Raw genomic sequence first — 17,207 nt, 5'->3', positions numbered from 1 at the left:
TCTGATTGTTCATTCCGTTCATTCCGTTCATTCAGACGTATTCAGTCGTGCCATCAGCCGCGCGCTGTCCCAACTTATTCTCGGAGAATCACCATGATCTACTCACGCCTTACCGCACTGGTGCTGGCTTTCGGTTGTCTGTCCGGCAGCGCCGCGGCGTTCGCTGCCGAACCCGCGCATTGCGGCAAAGCTGAGTCACTGCAGATTCGCGGCGACGTGCCCGCGGCCATCAGTTTCGACGTGTACCGGCAACTGCGGCCGTTGAACGCGCAGCGCGTCGCGCTGTTCCAGGCGGCGGGCGAGGTGAAGCACCTGCCGGACGGCCTCGCGGTGTGTGAAATCGCCGACGATGGCGTTGACGATCCTTCCGCCGTGCTGGTTCACGTGCCGCAGGGCAAGAATGCATGGTGGGTGAGCGCGGCCAACGTGCAAGCGGCGGACTGATCTCGACGACCAGCCCGCCCTTTGCACACGTCCCCCGCAGGATGCCGGCGGCGATGCGTGTCGCGGCCCGGTTTTTGCGTCCAGTGTCCGCTACTGGCGCTTACCGGGCTTGCACCACTGAATGAACATGTGTTTTGCTACTTTTATCTCCGCTTATTCAGGTACAGTGCATTAACGGACGTTTTAAAGTCCGTTTTTTACGACATCGTGTCGCATCGCTTTTGTCGTCGATTGTGGCTATCCTGAAAACAGGACGAAATTCGAAGGGGAGATTTAAATGATTGCCTTCTATCTGTCATTGGCTGCTTTGGCCGCGGCCGGCGCTGCATTGATCCGCCAACTCGCGGCGGCTCAGGCGAAACAGCGCGCGGCGCTGCATCCGGTGCGGGTGCATGCCGCGGATCGTAACGCGCGTCGAGGGTAGGCGGCATGAACCTGATCGTGCGCAATATCGCGGAATCGTGCAGCGCGCAGGAAGTGCAGGAGTTCCTCAAACGTGAACTCGGGCATTACGCGAAAAGCGTCGAGGTGGTCGACGCCGGCAAACCCGGCGCCTACGCCACTGTCGAACTGGACGCGAACGTGCCGTATGTGGGCGATGTAATCGCCCGGCAGATTCACGGCAAGCATCTGGGTGGCCTCGCACTCGAGGCGAGTGCGGATCTGTTCAGCGACGACACGTCGCCGCCTGCCCACTGAACCTGTCGCCACTGCGCCGCGCTTACTGAACGCTTCAAACGCTTCGAACGGCTCCAGGTGAAGAGAATGCGCTGCGACTGGCGCATTTTTAACGCGCATCCTCGCCGCATAGCCGTTTTTACATCGCGTCTGTCATTCCCCGCCTGTCTTCACCGGCCAATCGAATGGCGTGTAGGGCAACGCCCGCTTGTGCCGCGTGACATCGTAGAAACGCAGGATCGTCTCGCGCGCGGCGGCGCTTACCGGTTTGCCTTCCAGAAAGTCGTCGATATCATCGTACGGGATGCCATATGCGTCCTCGTCTGGCCGTAGTGGGCGCAACATTTCGAGGTCGGCGGTCGGCACCTTGTGCGCGAGCGCTTCCGGCGCGCCCAACGCTTTGGAGAGTGCCCGCACTCGGCGCTTGTTCAGCCCGGTGAGCGGCAACACATCGGCGCCGCCGTCACCGAACTTCGTGAAAAATCCCATCACCGACTCAGCCGCGTGATCCGTGCCGATCACCACGCCGGCACGCGCGCCGGCCACCGCATATTGCGCGATCATTCGCTGCCGCGCCTTGATATTGCCGTGGATAAAATCCTGTTGGGCGTCGTCGTTGAATCGCAGGCCGCTGGTATCCAGCGCGGCGAGCATTGCGTCGGCGGCGGGTTTGATATCGATGGTGAGATTTTCATCCGCGCGAATGAAACTCAAGGCCTGCTGCGCGTCGGCCTCGTCTTTCTGCACGCCGTACGGCAAACGGATCGCGATGAAGCGCGCGTCATAATTCTCGGCCCGCAGCCGTTCGACCGCGAGTTGTGCAAGCCGCCCGGAAGTTGTCGAATCGACGCCGCCGCTAATGCCGAGCACGTAGGTTTTCAGGCCGCTGGTGCGCAAATAGTTCGCCAGAAAGGCGACCCGGCGCTCGATTTCCTGTGCGGCGTCGAATTCGGCAGCAATGTGCATTTCCGCTGCGATACTTGCCTGGCGTGCGCCTGAATCGTGTTGCGTCATAGTCCTCTTTCCTCGGTATACGGTAGCGCGAGTGTCGACGATGGACGCTCGCGCGGATTGCACAAGTCATCACCCGCGCACGGCACGGCCGTGCGGGCATGGTGTGACAAATCGGTCTCGCGGTTAAATCGCGAATATCGGCGTTAAATTTACATTACGCAGCTTTTAAACCGCTACGCGAATTGCTGAATATTGACGGTCAATACAGTGATATTGATGAATCGGCCGATTCTTCATCGACAGGTGCCGGTGTGCTTAGTAACATCCTGGTTCCGAGCGCCGCAGGAGCCGGCGAGCAGTCAATAATAATCAGGTTTGCTCAAATACGCGATGAACTACTCCAATCGGCCTGGCCAGTCTGCAACGGACCGTAGCACTTCCACATCGGCAGATCGTCTAACTCTAATGGTGTGTAAGCCGGATTTAGTCTCTGTGCCGCGTTTCGCGCGCGCAGTTCTTTCCGTGCGCTATTTGACGCGTACGTTGGGCGCCGCTTTTTGCGCGCTGTCATGTAGCGTCGCTCTCGCGGCGTCGGGTACGGCCTCAGTTGCCGGCTCAGTTTCCGCTTCAGTATCCGCTTCAGGCGCGGCATCCGCCCGGGCACCGGCATCCGTGGCGGCGAAGCGCCCGGCACCCGCTGTTGACGCGTCGGCCGTCGCCGCGCCCGACGCGGGCGGCGTGGTTGATCCGCGTCGGGCGTTGCTGCTGCGGGAGGTATTCGCGCAAGACGTAACACGCCGGTTGAAAGTGCCGGCTGCTGAGCAGCGCGCCTACGCCGAGCGCCTGCAAACGGCATTGAACGAGCACACGCTCGGCAATCTGTCGGGTGAGTATGTCGTGATGGTGGACCGCAATGCCAACGTTCAGGCGCTGTTCATCTATTTCCGGGCCACCCCGGCGGATAGCTGGCAGATGATCGGCGCGTCGCCGGTCTCAACGGGCCGGCCGGGCGAGTACGACCACTTCATCACGCCGCTCGGCGTGTTCGAGCATACGCCGTCAAACATGGATTTCCGCTCGGAAGGCACGCTGAACGAGAACCACATCCGTGGCTACGGCAAGCGCGACATGCGAATCTTCGACCTGGGTTGGGCCCAGGGCGAGCGGGGCTGGGGCAAGGGCGGCATGTCGCAGATGCGTTTCCAGATGCATGCCACCGACCCGGACCGGCTCGAGCCGCTACTCGGTATTCGCCATTCGAAGGGCTGCGTGAGGATTCCCGCGTCGCTCAATGCCTTTATCGACCACTACGGCATTCTCGACGCTGAATACGCCGCGCTGGTCGAGTCCGGCAAATCGCTGTGGGTGTTGAAGAGCGACCGCCAGGTGACGCCATGGGCGGGGCGCTACATCGTCGTGGTGGATTCGGAGCGCAAGAGCCGTCCGGGCTGGGCTCCGGCGCCGGGCAGCAAGGTACGCGCAAAAGTGCCGGCCGGCGCCGACACGGCGGATTGAGCCGCGGGCGTGCCGCTCGAACCTTCACGAACGCGCCAGCAGCACGCCCACCAACGCCACCCCGAATCCGGCGATCTGTACCGGTAGCAGTGTTTCGCCGAAGCCGACATACCCTTCGAGCGCGGCGAGCGGCGGCGCGAGAAACATCAGGGCGGTGGCGCGCGCCGCGTCGCCGCGCCTGACCATCCACACCAGTAAGGTGACGCTGATCCCCGACAGCATCACGATGCCCCACGCAAGCGACCCCCACAAAGTAGCCGACGCAATCCAGCGATGCTCGCCGAGCGCCAGCGCAAGAATCGCCGCAACCACCGCCGCGCCGAAATTCTGCACGGCACTCGCACTGCGGATGTCGGCCTTCGCCAGCGAAGTCTTCTGAAACAACGTGCCGGCTGTGATTGCGCCGACTGCGACGATCGAGATGAGCACGACCAGCCAGGGCGGCGCGTCGCCATGCGGGGTGGCCGGCGCAGCCGCGGCGAGTTTCGGTTCGAGGACCAGCACGACGCCGACGAGTCCCAGCGCCATGCCGGCCCAGCCGCGCCGCGACAGGCGCTCGCCAAACAGTGGCGCTGCGACGGCAGCCGTTGCGAGCGGCTGCAGCGCGCCGAGCAAAGCCATCACACCGGCGCTCAAGCCCTGCGCGACGGCCCAGTAACCCGCGCCGAGGTAGACGCCTTGCAGCAGCGCGCCCGCCAGCAGATGCTTGCCGAGATCCCGTCCAGTCGGCCACGCGGCGCGTGCGGCGAACGCGGCAAGCGCGAATATCAGCGCGGTGCCGCCAAAGCGCGCAAGCAGGAACAGATTGGGATCGGCATAAGGGGTGATCGCCCGGGCGACCACGAAACCGGTCGACCACAACACGACGAATAAGGCGGCGATTGCGGAAACAAGCATCGGAGAGAGGTGACGTAAAAAACCGCCATCTTGCCGCGTCACGCGAGGCGCGTCTTGTTCGAAGCTGCAATCACGGGACGAGGCTCAGTGGCGGATTGCCCCGACCATGCGCCGGCAGGTCCACCGCTACCGCCGCCGCCGCCGCCGCAATGTCACCACATCAACAATACAGTTCCCGCGCCGAGCAAGCCGCCGCAAACCACGCATGCCCACAGCAGCACACGCGTACGCCGATATTCACGGCCGATGTCCTGCAACAGTTGGGCATTCTGCTGCGGAGTGCGGGTGCGATCGTGCTCATGCTGCAGGTAGCGCACGGCCAGTTGCGGCAGGCGCGGCAGCATATGGGCCAGATGCGGCAGTTCGCGCGAGATGCGTTTGATCCAGCCGCGGTGGTCCACGTCGCGACGGGCAATCTCCGTCAGCACACCGCGCGCGACATTCCACGTATCGACGCCCGGATGCAGCGCGCGCGCCAGCATCTCCGCTTGCTGGAACGAGCGTTGTGCGGTGGCAAGCCGGCCGGACACGGCGCCATCGAACGGCTGCACCGCGTGTAGCAAATGATGCAGCAGCGAACCCGCCGACCGTTCTTCCGGCTCGGCGGCGAAGTGCGCCTCAGCTCGTGTGCGCAACTCGGCTTCGAGCATTTCGGCCCGCGTGTCGTGCGGTACGTGCCCGGCTTCCCGATGCAGTTCGGCAAGCCGCCCGTAGTCCTGGTTGAACAGCGCGGTGGCGCCATGCACGAAGAATTCGCGCTCGCCGGTCGACAGACTCGACATGATCGAAAACTCCGCGAGCACGAGGCGCCCGAGCGTGTCCGCTTCGATGCTGACACGCACTCGCCGTGCATCGAGCGTGGCATGAAAGAAGCCATGCTCGAACGCCTGTTCAGTCACCACCTCGACGATATGGGCGGCCAGCGGCGCGAGCTTGATGTGATGCGCGTGCAGGCCGGGCAGGTCGCTGGCGGGCAGTGTGCTGACGCGCTGCATGGTCAGCGTGTGATTGGTGCACAGGTCCCAGATCACGGTCGGCACGACGATGCGCTTGTCGCCGTCGAAGTGATGACCCGTCTGGCTCAGATTGGCGGCTTCGGCGCGCAGATCGAAGCGGCGCTGGATGTCGTCGGTGAAGCTTTGCGCCAGCGCACGCAGTTGCAGGCGGCGGGCCGAACCGGACAGCTTCTCCAGCCAGCGCGCAACCCAGCGCAGCAGCGCGAGTTCGTCGCCGATCTGTTGCAACTGATCGGCGCGCACCAGCTTGATGGCCACCTCGCTATGGCCGTTGACCGGCACGAGAAGCCGCGCGAAGTGGGTCTGTTCGGCAAAGCCGCTGCGTACCGGCACCAGATCGACCGCGCTGAAGAGGGTGGCGAGCGGCCGGCCGAATGCGCGTGCCAGCGCTCGTTCGGATTCGTCGGGCGGCAGCGGGGCTTCGAGATGATCGATCGCGTCGATGGCGTCGTGCAGCGTGCCGGTGGCGAGTTCGGGCCGTTCAGCCAGAGTCTGCGCGAAGCGGCTGGCGAGCGGTCCGAGCGCCGGCAGCACGCCGTGCAGGCGTTCGCCGCCGCCGCCGGACGCATGCACGCGGCCGATCAGCTCGATCATCCAGTGGAGTTTGTGCCCGGCCGGCGCGGCAAGCCAGATCAGGCGCGCGCCGTAACGCAACGCGTGGAACAACAGCAGTAAGCGGCGAAACAGTGGCGGCATTGGTCGTTCGGTTGACGGACTGCTATGCGACATCGACAGGTGTCGGCGCGCGGCGAGACCAGTCAGGTTAGCAGGTAAGCGCGCAACGGGGAGCATCCCCGCGCCGCGCGTAATACAATACGCCGGCCTTCCACCCGTGGCGAAACCCAAGCGTGCCGGCTTCCGGCCCTCAATAGATGCTCGCAGAACAACGTCACCAATACATCCTGGCGCAAGTCGCCAAAACAGGCGCGCTCTCGGTTGCTGAACTGGTGCGTGAACTGAACGTGTCGCGCGAGACGATCCGCCGCGATCTGAATGCACTGGCCGGGCGCGGTCTGCTTGTCACGACCCACGGCGGCGCGCTGTCGAGCGACCGGCGCGAGCCCGACCTCGATACGCGCGAAGCCGCCAATGCCGGCGCCAAGCGGGCGATCGGCGAGCGCGCGGCCGAGTTCGTGCCGGACGGCGCCTCGCTAATCATCGATTCGGGCAGTACCACCCAGGCGGTGGCGCGAGCCTTGCTCGACCGGCATCGTCTGTCGGTCTATACGAACGACTGGCGTATCGCGCTGCTGCTCGGCCGTCGCAACGACAATCGCGTCACGCTGCTCGGCGGCGAACTGTCGGATATCGAAGACGCCACTTTCGGCCTTGACACGGTCCACCAGTTGACGCAGTACCACGCCGACTTCGCCTTTATCGGCGCGGGCGGCATTTCGCCGGACGGCTACCTGACCGACTACAGCCGCATGGCCGCCGAAGTGCGCAGCCGCATGATTGCCGCTGCCGATACTGTGGTGGTTGTCGCCGACCACTCGAAGTTCGGGCGCGTGACGCCGGTGCGCATCAACGGCATCGAATCGGCCCGTTATCTGGTCACCGAACTGGCGCCGGAGAAGGCGCTCGGCAGGGCGATCACCGCCCATGGGCCGCAAATCCTGATCGCCTGATCGCCTGAGCCGCCTGAGCCGCCTGAGCGCGGGCACGCTGAGGGCATGAGAGCGAAAGCCTCATGCGCGTCAGCGCATCAGGCGCTGCGTGGTACTCCACGTCACTTCACGCGAATCCCAAGCCGTTTCAGCGTACGGTCGATCGCCGCCACCGCGTTATGCAGTTCGTTCGCATCGATCGCGCCGATGCAACCGACGCGGAACGTTTCCACTTGCGTGAGTTTGCCCGGATACAGTACGTAGCCGGCCTCGCGCACCGCAGCGTAAAAGTCCGGAAAATTCCACGCGGGGTCGCGCGGCGCGTGAAACGTAACGATCACCGGCGCCTGCACCTCGGACTTCAGAAACGGCTCGAAGCCGAGCGTTTTCATGTCGCTCACCAGTGCAGCGTAGTTCTGCTGGTAGCGCGCACCGCGCGCCGCTTGTCCGCCTTGCGCGACGAACTGGTCGAGCGCCTCACGCAGAGCCGCGACCACGTGAGTGGGCGGCGTGAAGCGCCACTGCGTGGTCTTCTCCATATAGACGTATTGATCGTGTAAATCCAGCGCGAGCGACGGCGAGCGTCCCTCGCTCTGCTCCAGCACGCTGCGCCGCACAATCACGAAACCCATCCCCGGCACGCCTTCCAGGCATTTGCCGCTTGCCGAAATCAGTGCGTCGATGCCGCCGCGCCGCAAATCGATCGGCAACGCGCCGAATGAACTCATGGCGTCGACGATCAGACTTTTGCCGTGCCGCTGACACACCGCGGCGATATCGTCAAGTGGATTGAGCAAGCCGGTGCTCGTTTCCAGATGGACCTGCGCGACGTGACTGATACGCGAATTGCGATTGAAGGCGTCTTCGATGGCGGCCGCGCTGACCGGCTCGTCCTCGCGCAGCGCCAGTTCGACATAGGCAATTCCCATACGCCGCAATATCCGGATCAGACGGGCACAATACGCGCCGTTGTTCGGCACCAGCACGCAGCCTTGACGCGGCACGAGGGTGCCGAGCGCCGCTTCGACCGCGAAGGTGCCGCTGCCTTGAAGCGGCACGCAGACATAGTCGTTTTCGCCTCGCGCGATCGTCACGAGTTCGGCGCACACACTGTGAGTCATGCGGTTGAACGCGGCGTCCCACGAACCCCAGTCGCGCAGCATGGCCTCGCGGGTTTGCGGCGAGGTGGAGAGTGGCCCCGGGGTCAGCAGGATCGGGTCGTTTCCAGGAATCACACAAGCCTCCGTCAGCAGATGAATATCCGTCGCCCGGACCGGGTGACGAAAAAAGATCGACTTGGATATTATTGGCGAATTGTGTCAATTTTTGGAATTCGACAGAATAGTCATGGCGTTGTCATGGAAACCTGCAATCCTTGCCGTGCCCGTTCAGGCATGGCAGGCAGCGCGAGTGTCGTAGGTGGGCTGTAGGTCAGGCTGGAGAAGAAGCAGCAAAGTTGTCAGCAATCTGCAATCTGTACGAAACTGCATGACGACTGGCTGCGGGCAACACGCAAGCGGCACGGCGCGCACCGCCGTTCAATCACAACAGGTATCGGGTTATCCCGACCGTCTGGTTTTTTGCCTTTCGGAGAGAGCGACATGACAAAGACGAATTCCCTTCACGCCACGGCTGGCCTCGCACGCAAACTGTTGCCGGCGCTGATCGCCGCGGCAGCATTCGGCGGCATGGCGATGCAGGCTCACGCGGCTGACGCCGTGGTGCTGTACACCGCCGACGGCCTCGAAAACCTCTATAAGGATGTGCTGCCGGCCTTCGAAAAGAAGGAAGGTGTGAAGGTCAACATCGTCACGGCAGGCAGCGGTGAAGTGGTGAACCGCGCCACCATCGAGAAGGACCAGCCGAAGGCCGACGTGCTCGTCACGTTGCCGCCGTTCATCCAGCAAGCCGATCAGTCCGGCCTGCTGCAGGCTTATCAGAGCGCCAACTACAAGAACGTGCCGGCGATCGCCAAGGCGCCGAACGGTGCATGGGCGACCTTCGTGAACAACTATTTCTCGTTCGCGATCAACCCGGACGTCACCAGGAACCAGCCGAAGACGTTCGCCGACCTGCTGCACCCGGATTACACCGGCAAGATCGCCTACTCGAACCCGGCCACGGCTGGCGACGGTATGGCCGTGATCATCCTGACCACGTCGCTGATGGGCGAAGACAAGGCGTTCGACTATCTGAAGAAGCTCGAGGAGAGCGCCAAGTTCCACACCAAGGGTACCGGCTACCTCGACGTGCTGCTCTCGCGTAACGAAATCGCGTTCGCCAACGGCGACCTGCAGATGGATCTGGACGATGCCGCCAATGGCGGTCTGTCGCTCAAGCCGATCTTCCTCGCGGCCAGCGCCGACGGCAAGCCGACCACCTTCCAGTTGCCGTACGCGATCGGCCTGATCAAGAACGGCCCGAATCAGGCAGCCGGCAAGAAGCTGATCGACTACCTGATGTCGACCGACGTGCAGGCCAAGGTGCCGGACATCTTCGGTATCCCGGGCCGCACCGACGTGCCGCTCGCCGGCAAGAACGGCGAAGCCGTCAAGAAAGCGATCGCGGGCGTGCACCTGATCCCGGTGGACTGGACCCAGGTGATGGCAAAGAAGGCTGACTGGACGGCACGCTGGAAGAGCGACGTGATCGGCTCGTCGGGCAAGCAACTCGAAGTCGTCAAGCCGAAGTAAGCAGGACAGGTTCGTAGTCGAATCAGGCGGCGTTTCCCGCATGCGTGCGGGGCGCCGTATCAGCATTAATCCAGTTGGAGGATGAACCCGGTGAATACGGCCAGTCTTGCTCACCCAGGCGCGCTCGGCGCCACACCGGACGCGCTCGACGCCGCGCGTTCGAACACGCCGGGCGGCGTGCAGATCGACCATCTGACCGTGCGCTTCGGTTCGCGCACCGTGCTCGACGATCTGTCGCTGACCATTGAGCGCGGCGAATTGCTCACCGTGCTCGGCCGCAGCGGTTGCGGCAAGACCACGCTGTTGCGCTTTATCGCCGGGTTCATTGAAGCGGATGGACTGTCGGGTACCTTGACCGTTGCCGGTCACGACCTGACGCATGTGCCGCCGCATAAGCGCAATCTCGGCCTGCTGTTTCAGAGTTACGCGCTGTTTCCGCATCTGTCGGTGTTCGACAACGTGGCTTTCGGATTGCGCGCGCGCCGCACGCCTTCCAAAGATGTCGCGCGGCGGGTTGCAGACGCGTTGAAACTCGTGCAACTGGGCGACGCCGGGCATCACATGCCCGCGCAATTGTCGGGCGGCATGCAGCAGCGTGTGGCGCTGGCACGTGCGCTCGTGATCGAGCCGGACGTGTTGCTGCTCGACGAACCGCTTTCCGCGCTCGATGCCAATCTGCGCGCCTCGGTGCGTTCCGAGTTGAAGGCCTTGCATGAGCGTCTGCCGAATCTGACGATCGTCTGCGTGACGCACGATCAGGACGACGCGCTGGTGCTGTCCGACCGCACGCTGCTGATGCGCGAAGGGCGCATCGCGCAACTCGGCACGCCGCAGCAGTTGTACGACACGCCGAACGACGGGTTCGTCGCGCGTTATCTGGGCGCGGCCAATCTGCTGCCGCCGCAGGTCGCATTCCCCATGGACGACGTGCGCTACAACGAGCGCGAGCGGGTGGCCTGCCTGCGTCCTGAAGCGCTGCGTATCGCGCCGCTCGGCGAAGGGCAGTTGCACGGCGCGATTACGTCGGTCGAATGGTATGGCGCGGTGTTGTCGGTGTCGGTCGTTCTGGACGCGATGCCGAACGAGCCGGTGCTCGTCACCATGCAGCGCGGCCAAGGCATGATGCCGGAGAAGGGCGCGCGTGTTTCCCTGCGTTATGAGGCTGACGATGTCGTCCTTATCAACCCCTGATACCCCCAATCCGCTCAACGCGGCTGCAGACGCCCGCCGCAGCGCGAGCGCGGCCTCGCACACGGCGGCGGTCAAGCGGCGCGAACGCGCGGCGCAATGGCACCTGCTGTTCCTGGCAGTCGTAGTGCTGGGGCCGCTGGTGATCTACCCGCTTGTGCGTCTGGTGTTGCTGAGTTTCACCGGACCGCACGGTTTGAGCCTGCAGGCTTACTCGACGTTTTTCAGCAATCCGGAAACGAGCGGCGTGGTCGGCACGACGTTGTGGATTCTGTTCGTGAGTGCCGGGCTTGCATCGCTGCTCGGCATTGGCCTCGCGGCGTTGCTGTTCTTCAAGCCGTTTCCCGGCGCGCGCATGGTCACCCGTTTCCTGGAATTGTTCGTCGCGTTCCCGTCGTTTCTGGTCGCCTTCACGCTGATCTTTCTGTATGGCTCGCAAGGCTCGGTCAGTATCGCCTTGCAGCAGCTGTTCCATCTCGAAGCGCCGCCGCTCAATTTCCTGTTCGGCGTGGGCGGCGTGATTCTCGCGGAAGTGGTGTTCTACGCGCCGTTTGTGGTGCGTCCCACGCTGGCCTCGTTCGCCACGCTCGACATGCGTCTGATCGAAGCCGCCCGCAGTCTAGGCGCAAGCGGCTGGATGGTGGCGTTCAAGGTGATCCTGCCGCTCGCGTGGCCGGGCATTGCCGCGGGCACGATCCTGTGTTTTCTGCTGACGCTGAACGAGTTCGGCATTCTGCTCGTGCTCGGCAGCGCGCATTTGATCACGCTGCCGGTCGCGATCTACAGCTCCGCGACCGTCGATCTCGATCTGCCCACTGCCGCCGCCGGCGCGGTGGTGATGCTGATCATGTCTTTGTCCCTGTACGCGTTGTACCGCCAGGTCAACCGTCGCAAGGTGAAAGGAGCGGGCCATGGCCGTTGAACTCGACCCGACCGTTTTGCCGGTCATGCATAAGAAGGCGCGGCCGGTGCGCCGCAGTCTGCCCGTGCGCATGCTCGGCGGTCTGTTTCTCGGTTTTGCCGCGTTGCTGTGTTTCTGGCTGTTCGTCTTGCCGGTGCTGGTGGTCGCGCTCTCGAGCGTGGCCGGGCACTGGTCCGGCACCATTCTGCCGGACAGTCTCAGCATGCGCTGGTTCGAACGGCTCGGCTCCAGCGACTTCGACGCGCTGACGACCAGTCTCGAAGTCGGCATGGGCGTCGCCGTGCTCGGCACGATTCTCGGGCTCTGGCTGGCGCTGGCGCTCGAAGGCCGCGACCGGCGCGGTCTCGGCGCGCTGGTCGACACCATCGCGATGATGCCCAACGGCGTGCCGAGCGTGGTGCTCGGGCTGGCCGTGCTGATCGCGTATCACAAGCGTCCGCTCGACCTGTCGAGCTCGGCGGCGATCGTCGTGTTCGTGCAGCTCGCGCTGGTGTTGCCGTTCTGTTACCGCTGCGCGGCCGCTGCGCTGCGTCCGGAGCTGACCATTCTGCGCGAAGCGGCTGCCAGTCTGGGGGCGCCGCCCTCGATGGTGCTGCGCCGCGTCGTGCTGCCGCAACTGGTGCCGGCGATCCGCGCGAGTCTCGCGCTCGGCTTCGCACTTTCGCTCGGTGAACTCGGCGCCACGCTTACCGTGTACCCGCCGGGCTTCGCGACGGTGCCGATCGTCGTGGTCGGGCAGGTGGAGCGCGGTTACTACCTGCCGGCCTCCGCCTTGTCGCTGATTCTGCTGATTGTTTCGCTCGCCGCGCTGCTGCTGATTGCCGCGCGTGTGCCGCGCCGTCGAGTGGATTGACGAGCACCCTTTGATCCTTGTGTTTGTGTGCGCGTGCCGGGCGGCGGCGCGCAAACGCATAGCGGTGTGGTGAAATTTGTCAAAATGACCGAATATATGCAAACTGCTGCCGTCGATCCGATCGATGTCGTGCGCAGGCATTCGCTGACGGCGCTGGTTCGTGACGAAATCGAACGGCACATCATCGAAGGTGCGCTCGCGCCTGGCGACAAGCTCAACGAAGCCGATTGGGCCACACGTTTGCAGGTCTCGCGCGGGCCGGTGCGGGAGGCGTTCCGCGCGCTCGAGCAGGCGGGCCTCGTGCGTACCGAGAAAAACCGCGGCGTGTTCGTGCGGACGGTGTCGCTGGCGGAAGCGGACGAGATTTATGCGGTGCGTGCGGTGCTCGAAGAGGCGGCGTGCCGGATGCTGGCTTCGCGTATCGACGCACGCAAGCTTGCCGGATTGCGCGAGTGGCTCGACTCGATGCGCGCGGCGCTCGATGCCCACGATCACGATGCCTACGCGCGCGCCAACGTGGCGTTTCACGACGCGATCGTGGCGGAATCGGGCAACGGCAAGCTGTATGAGACGTATCGAAGGCTGGTGGGCGAGTTGAGCCTGTTTCGCCGCGCCGCGCTGGTGGTGCATGCGGACGCGATGGAGCGCTCGCTCGCCGAGCATCGCGCGATCCTGACCGCGTTAGGTTCGCGCGACGCCGAGCAGGCCGCCGCGCTGATGCACGCGCATGTGAACGGCGGCTTGCAGCGCGCGCGTGAAGCTTGCGAGGCGGCGGGGCCGCTGGGCGCGGTCCAGACCTTGGCGGCATCGAACGATTGAGGCCGGCTGCAACGAATTGACTGGAGCACGCGTGCTCTTAACGGATGGAAGGTAATGATGGAAAACGCAAGCGAACGTACGATTGAAGTCAATGGCCGCGGCTACCGGCTGCCCGAGCAACCGACCGTCGTGGTGTGCGTCGACGGCTGCGAATACGATTACCTCGAAGCAGCGGTCGCGGCGGGCGTCGCGCCTTTCATCGGCAAGATGCTCAAAGGCGGCGCGGCCTTCAAGGCCGATTGCGTGATTCCGTCGTTCACGAACCCGAATAACCTGTCGATCGTGTGCGGCGTGCCGCCCTCGGTGCACGGTATTTGCGGCAACTACTTCTGGGATCCGGACGCAAACGGCGGCGAAGGCGCGGAAGTGATGATGAACGACCCGGCTTATCTGCGCGCGGGGACCTTGCTGGCCGCTGCTGCTGACGCCGGCGCGGCGGTTGCCGTGGTCACTGCAAAAGACAAGCTGCGCCGTTTGCTCGGCTGGCAATTGAAGGGCATCTGTTTCTCCGCGGAAAAAGCCGACAAGGTGACGCGCGAAGAAAACGGCATCGACGAAGTGCTCGATCTGGTCGGCTTGCCGGTGCCTGATGTCTATAGCGCGGGCCTGTCCGAATTCGTGTTCGCCGCCGGCGTGCGGCTGGCTGAGACCCGCAAGCTCGACCTGATGTATCTGTCGACCACCGATTACATCCAGCACAAATGGGCACCGGGCACCGAAGGCGCGAACGCGTTCTACGCAATGATGGATGGCTACCTCGCGAGGCTCGATGCGCTCGGCTGGGTGATCGGCCTGACCGCCGACCATGGCATGAACGCCAAGCACGACCCAAAGACCGGCGAGCCGAATGTGATCTATCTGCAGGACGTGCTGGACGATTGGCTTGGGCACGGCAAAGCGCGCGTGATCTTGCCGATTACCGATCCGTATGTCGTGCATCACGGCGCGCTCGGTTCATTTGCGACGATTTACCTGCCGCACGACGTGAGCGTCGCGCAGGTGATCGAACGGATCGGCGGTTTGCCGGGTATCGAAGTCGTGCTCGACAATCGCGCGGCGTGCGAGCGCTTCGAACTGCCGAACGACCGCGTGGGCGATATCGTCGTGGTCAGCACCCGGCATGTGGTGCTCGGCACGCGTCGCGACGAGCACGATCTGTCCGGACTGACCGTGCCGTTGCGCTCGCACGGCGGGATCTCCGAGCAGGAAGTGCCGCTGCTGTTCAATCGCCGCGTCGAGGAACTGGCCGCAGTCAAAGCGGGCAAGCGTCTGCGCAACTTCGATATCTTCGACGTTGCCCTGAATCACGTGGAGGCATCATGAACGCCGTGCTGCGGGACCATCCAGCATTCCGGGCCGAAGCGCTGCGGCTCAAGGGCGAGCGCGCGACGCGCTCGCGCACGCTCGACGTGTTCGATCCTTTTAGCGGGACGCGGGTAGGTACAGTCCCTTTGGCGAGCATCGACGACGTGCGCGCGGCGTTCGAATACGCCGCCGCATACCAGGCGAAGCTCACCCGCTACGAGCGCTCGCAGATTCTCGAACGCGCCGCGGTGTTGCTGCGGGAGCGCACCGAGGAAGCCTCGGATCTGATTTCGCTCGAGTCGGGGTTGTCGAAGCAGGATTCGCGCTACGAGATCGGCCGCGTCGCCGACGTGCTGAAGTTCGCCTCAATCGAGGCCTTGCGCGACGATGGGCAGAGTTTTTCCTGCGATCTCACCCCGCATGGCAAACAGCGCCGGGTGTTTTCGCAGCGTGAGCCGTTGGCGGGCGTGATCGTGGCGATCACGCCGTTCAACCATCCGATGAACCAGGTCGCGCACAAGATTGCGCCGGCGATCGCGACGAATAATCGGGTGCTGCTCAAGCCGTCGGAGAAGGTGCCTTTGTCGGCGTTCTATCTGGCGGACATTCTTTATGAAGCGGGTTTGCCGGCGCCCATGCTGCAGGTGCTGACCGGCGATCCGCGCGAAATCGCCGACGAACTGATCACGCATCCTCTGGCCGAACTCGTGACGTTCACGGGCGGCGTGGCGATCGGCAAATATATCGCCGCGAAGGCGGCCTACCGGCGCGTCGTACTGGAGCTGGGCGGCAACGATCCGCTGATCGTGCTCGAAGACGCCGATCTCGAGCGTGCGGCGACGCTTGCTGTGCAGGGCTCGTATAAAAACTCCGGGCAACGATGTACCGCGGTCAAGCGGATGCTGGTGCAAAAGAGCATCGCGGCGGACTTCACCGATCTCGTGGTGGAGAAGACGCGCGCTTGGACCTACGGCGATCCGTTCGACGCGAGCAATCAGATGGGCACCGTGATCGACGTCGCCGCCGCGCAGCTGTTCGAATCGCGTGTGAACGAAGCGGTGGCGGCCGGTGCGCGCTTGCGGATCGGCAACCAGCGCGACGGCGCGCTTTATTCGCCGACCGTGCTGGACGGCGTCGATCCGTCGATGACGCTGGTGCGCGAGGAAACATTCGGGCCGGTGTCGCCGATCATCACGTTCGATACGCTCGACGACGCTATTCGTATCAGCAACGGCACGCCGTTCGGCTTGTCGTCCGGGGTGTGCACGAACCGGCAGGACGCGATTACGCGCTTCATCAATGAATTGCGTGTGGGAACAGTCAACGTGTGGGAAGTGCCGGGTTATCGGATCGAGTTGACGCCGTTCGGTGGCATCAAGGATTCCGGGCTCGGCTATAAGGAAGGCGTTCAGGAAGCGATGAAGAGCTTCACCAATCTGAAGACCTTTTCATTACCGTGGGAGTAAGAGCGTGGCATTGAGTCTGAACGACATCCGCTCGTTGTTCGAGCAATACGGCAAGCTCGCCTATAGCGGCGAGCCGGTGACGCAGCTTGAACATGCGCTGCAAAGCGGCGCGTTGGCGGAAGAGGGGGGCGCTGACGATGAGCTCGTTGCCGCGGCGTTTTTGCACGACCTCGGTCATCTGCTGAATTTACAAGGCGAAACGCCGACGCAGCGGGGCATCGACGATCTGCATCAGTATTTCGCGCTGCCGTTCTTACGGCCGGTGTTGTCGGATGCGGTGTTGGAACCGATCCGTCTGCACGTCGACGCCAAGCGCTGCCTCTGCGCAATCGACGACGCTTACTTCGGCCAGCTTTCCGCCGATTCGGTGCGCAGTCTGGAACTGCAAGGCGGAATCTTCAGTAAAGAAGAGGCCGAGGCGTTCCTGCAGAAGCCCTATGCGCAAGATGCCTTGCGTTTGCGCAAATGGGACGATCGCGCCAAGGAAGAGAACCGCGCGACGCCGGACCTGGATCATTATCTGGGCGTTGTCGAACGTGCGATGCAGAAGCGCGCGACCGCCTGAACGAGGTGGTTTTCGGCTGATCCTGAGGTGGGCCTGGCAGGCCACTTGTTGTGCCGATCATTCTTCTTTATTGCGCCAGTTCCGGCGCAATTCATGCGTATCAAAATAACGCTTGCAAGGCGGTGCCCGGCTCGCTAGAATCTCGCTCTTTCGTGCTCCGGACGCCGGGGCACGGGGAAGCGGGAGAGCCAGTCGTGGCAAGGGTTTGAGCGACGTGAGCGGGTTGAGAAAGTGATAAAAACCTGTTGACGATGTAGCGAAAGTTCTTCATAATCTCGTTTCTCT

The 17,207-nt window shown here is 63.5% G+C and carries 17 protein-coding genes; 13 read left to right on the top strand and 4 right to left on the bottom strand.

The window, feature by feature from the left end; translation table 11 throughout:
- Positions 1-93 precede the first annotated feature (93 nt).
- From AC57B6_RS18170 to AC57B6_RS18160, 3 genes are all read left to right on the top strand, one after another.
- Entirely contained in the window at positions 94-444 is a 351-nt protein-coding gene (locus AC57B6_RS18170) for a hypothetical protein (protein ID WP_183803403.1), read from the top strand.
- Between the two features lie 277 nt (positions 445-721).
- On the top strand, positions 722-868 hold the full coding sequence (locus AC57B6_RS18165; protein ID WP_281663022.1) for a hypothetical protein: 147 nt from the start codon (positions 722-724) through the stop codon (positions 866-868).
- A 5-nt stretch (positions 869-873) separates the two neighbouring features.
- Complete coding sequence (locus AC57B6_RS18160) at positions 874-1,143, top strand: hypothetical protein (protein WP_025647699.1); 270 nt, start codon at positions 874-876, stop codon at positions 1,141-1,143.
- 132 nt (positions 1,144-1,275) lie between these two features.
- Here AC57B6_RS18160 and nadE read toward each other — a convergent pair whose 3' ends face one another.
- Entirely contained in the window at positions 1,276-2,136 is an 861-nt protein-coding gene (gene nadE, locus AC57B6_RS18155; RefSeq protein ID WP_496421820.1) for an NAD(+) synthase, read from the bottom strand.
- Between the two features lie 405 nt (positions 2,137-2,541).
- On the opposite strand from nadE, the gene AC57B6_RS18150 reads away from it, so the two are divergent.
- Positions 2,542-3,591 (top strand): L,D-transpeptidase, encoded by a 1,050-nt coding sequence (locus AC57B6_RS18150; RefSeq protein ID WP_030103565.1) that lies wholly within the window; start codon positions 2,542-2,544, stop codon positions 3,589-3,591.
- 24 nt (positions 3,592-3,615) lie between these two features.
- On the opposite strand, the gene AC57B6_RS18145 is transcribed toward AC57B6_RS18150, so the two are convergent.
- Both AC57B6_RS18145 and AC57B6_RS18140 read right to left on the bottom strand, forming a co-directional pair.
- Positions 3,616-4,488 carry a DMT family transporter gene (locus AC57B6_RS18145; protein WP_028199976.1) on the bottom strand — a complete coding sequence of 291 codons (873 nt, stop codon included), beginning with the start codon at positions 4,486-4,488 and terminating at the stop codon, positions 3,616-3,618.
- A 152-nt stretch (positions 4,489-4,640) separates the two neighbouring features.
- On the bottom strand, positions 4,641-6,200 hold the full coding sequence (locus AC57B6_RS18140; RefSeq protein WP_444514790.1) for an ABC1 kinase family protein: 1,560 nt from the start codon (positions 6,198-6,200) through the stop codon (positions 4,641-4,643).
- Positions 6,201-6,376: 176 nt separating this feature from the next.
- Here AC57B6_RS18140 and AC57B6_RS18135 point away from each other — a divergent pair, with 176 nt between their 5' ends.
- Positions 6,377-7,132 (top strand): DeoR/GlpR family DNA-binding transcription regulator, encoded by a 756-nt coding sequence (locus AC57B6_RS18135; protein WP_025647690.1) that lies wholly within the window; start codon positions 6,377-6,379, stop codon positions 7,130-7,132.
- A gap of 101 nt (positions 7,133-7,233) precedes the next feature.
- Here the strand turns inward: AC57B6_RS18135 and AC57B6_RS18130 are convergent, their stop codons facing one another.
- Positions 7,234-8,343, bottom strand: a complete 1,110-nt coding sequence (locus AC57B6_RS18130; RefSeq protein WP_496421858.1) for a 2-aminoethylphosphonate--pyruvate transaminase — start codon at positions 8,341-8,343, stop codon at positions 7,234-7,236.
- Positions 8,344-8,712: 369 nt separating this feature from the next.
- Here AC57B6_RS18130 and phnS point away from each other — a divergent pair, with 369 nt between their 5' ends.
- From phnS to AC57B6_RS18090, 8 genes are all read left to right on the top strand, one after another.
- Positions 8,713-9,804 (top strand): 2-aminoethylphosphonate ABC transporter substrate-binding protein, encoded by a 1,092-nt coding sequence (gene phnS, locus AC57B6_RS18125; RefSeq protein ID WP_025647686.1) that lies wholly within the window; start codon positions 8,713-8,715, stop codon positions 9,802-9,804.
- 90 nt (positions 9,805-9,894) lie between these two features.
- The gene (phnT, locus tag AC57B6_RS18120) at positions 9,895-10,995 is read left to right on the top strand and encodes a 2-aminoethylphosphonate ABC transport system ATP-binding subunit PhnT (protein ID WP_025647684.1); all 1,101 of its coding nucleotides are present in this window, start codon (positions 9,895-9,897) and stop codon (positions 10,993-10,995) included.
- On the top strand, positions 10,973-11,914 hold the full coding sequence (locus AC57B6_RS18115; RefSeq protein WP_046570936.1) for a 2-aminoethylphosphonate ABC transporter permease subunit: 942 nt from the start codon (positions 10,973-10,975) through the stop codon (positions 11,912-11,914). Before phnT ends, AC57B6_RS18115 begins: the two co-directional genes overlap by 23 nt.
- Complete coding sequence (gene phnV, locus AC57B6_RS18110; protein ID WP_025647680.1) at positions 11,904-12,767, top strand: 2-aminoethylphosphonate ABC transport system, membrane component PhnV; 864 nt, start codon at positions 11,904-11,906, stop codon at positions 12,765-12,767. The genes AC57B6_RS18115 and phnV overlap by 11 nt, the downstream gene beginning before the upstream one ends.
- A gap of 84 nt (positions 12,768-12,851) precedes the next feature.
- Positions 12,852-13,586: a phosphonate utilization associated transcriptional regulator gene (locus AC57B6_RS18105; protein ID WP_474632045.1), complete on the top strand. Its 735-nt coding sequence runs from the start codon at positions 12,852-12,854 to the stop codon at positions 13,584-13,586.
- Between the two features lie 54 nt (positions 13,587-13,640).
- Complete coding sequence (gene phnA / locus AC57B6_RS18100; protein WP_406868622.1) at positions 13,641-14,909, top strand: phosphonoacetate hydrolase; 1,269 nt, start codon at positions 13,641-13,643, stop codon at positions 14,907-14,909.
- The gene (gene phnY, locus AC57B6_RS18095) at positions 14,906-16,357 is read left to right on the top strand and encodes a phosphonoacetaldehyde dehydrogenase (protein WP_281663028.1); all 1,452 of its coding nucleotides are present in this window, start codon (positions 14,906-14,908) and stop codon (positions 16,355-16,357) included. Before phnA ends, phnY begins: the two co-directional genes overlap by 4 nt.
- A 4-nt stretch (positions 16,358-16,361) precedes the next feature.
- Positions 16,362-16,922: a phosphonate degradation HD-domain oxygenase gene (locus AC57B6_RS18090; protein ID WP_496421819.1), complete on the top strand. Its 561-nt coding sequence runs from the start codon at positions 16,362-16,364 to the stop codon at positions 16,920-16,922.
- The last annotated feature ends 285 nt before the right edge of the window (positions 16,923-17,207 follow it).

This window comes from Paraburkholderia sp. BGA-UO-ETr-F12 (assembly GCF_059567945.1).
Note: the sequence above shows the minus strand (reverse complement) of the source record. Positions and strands in the feature narration are given on the sequence as shown.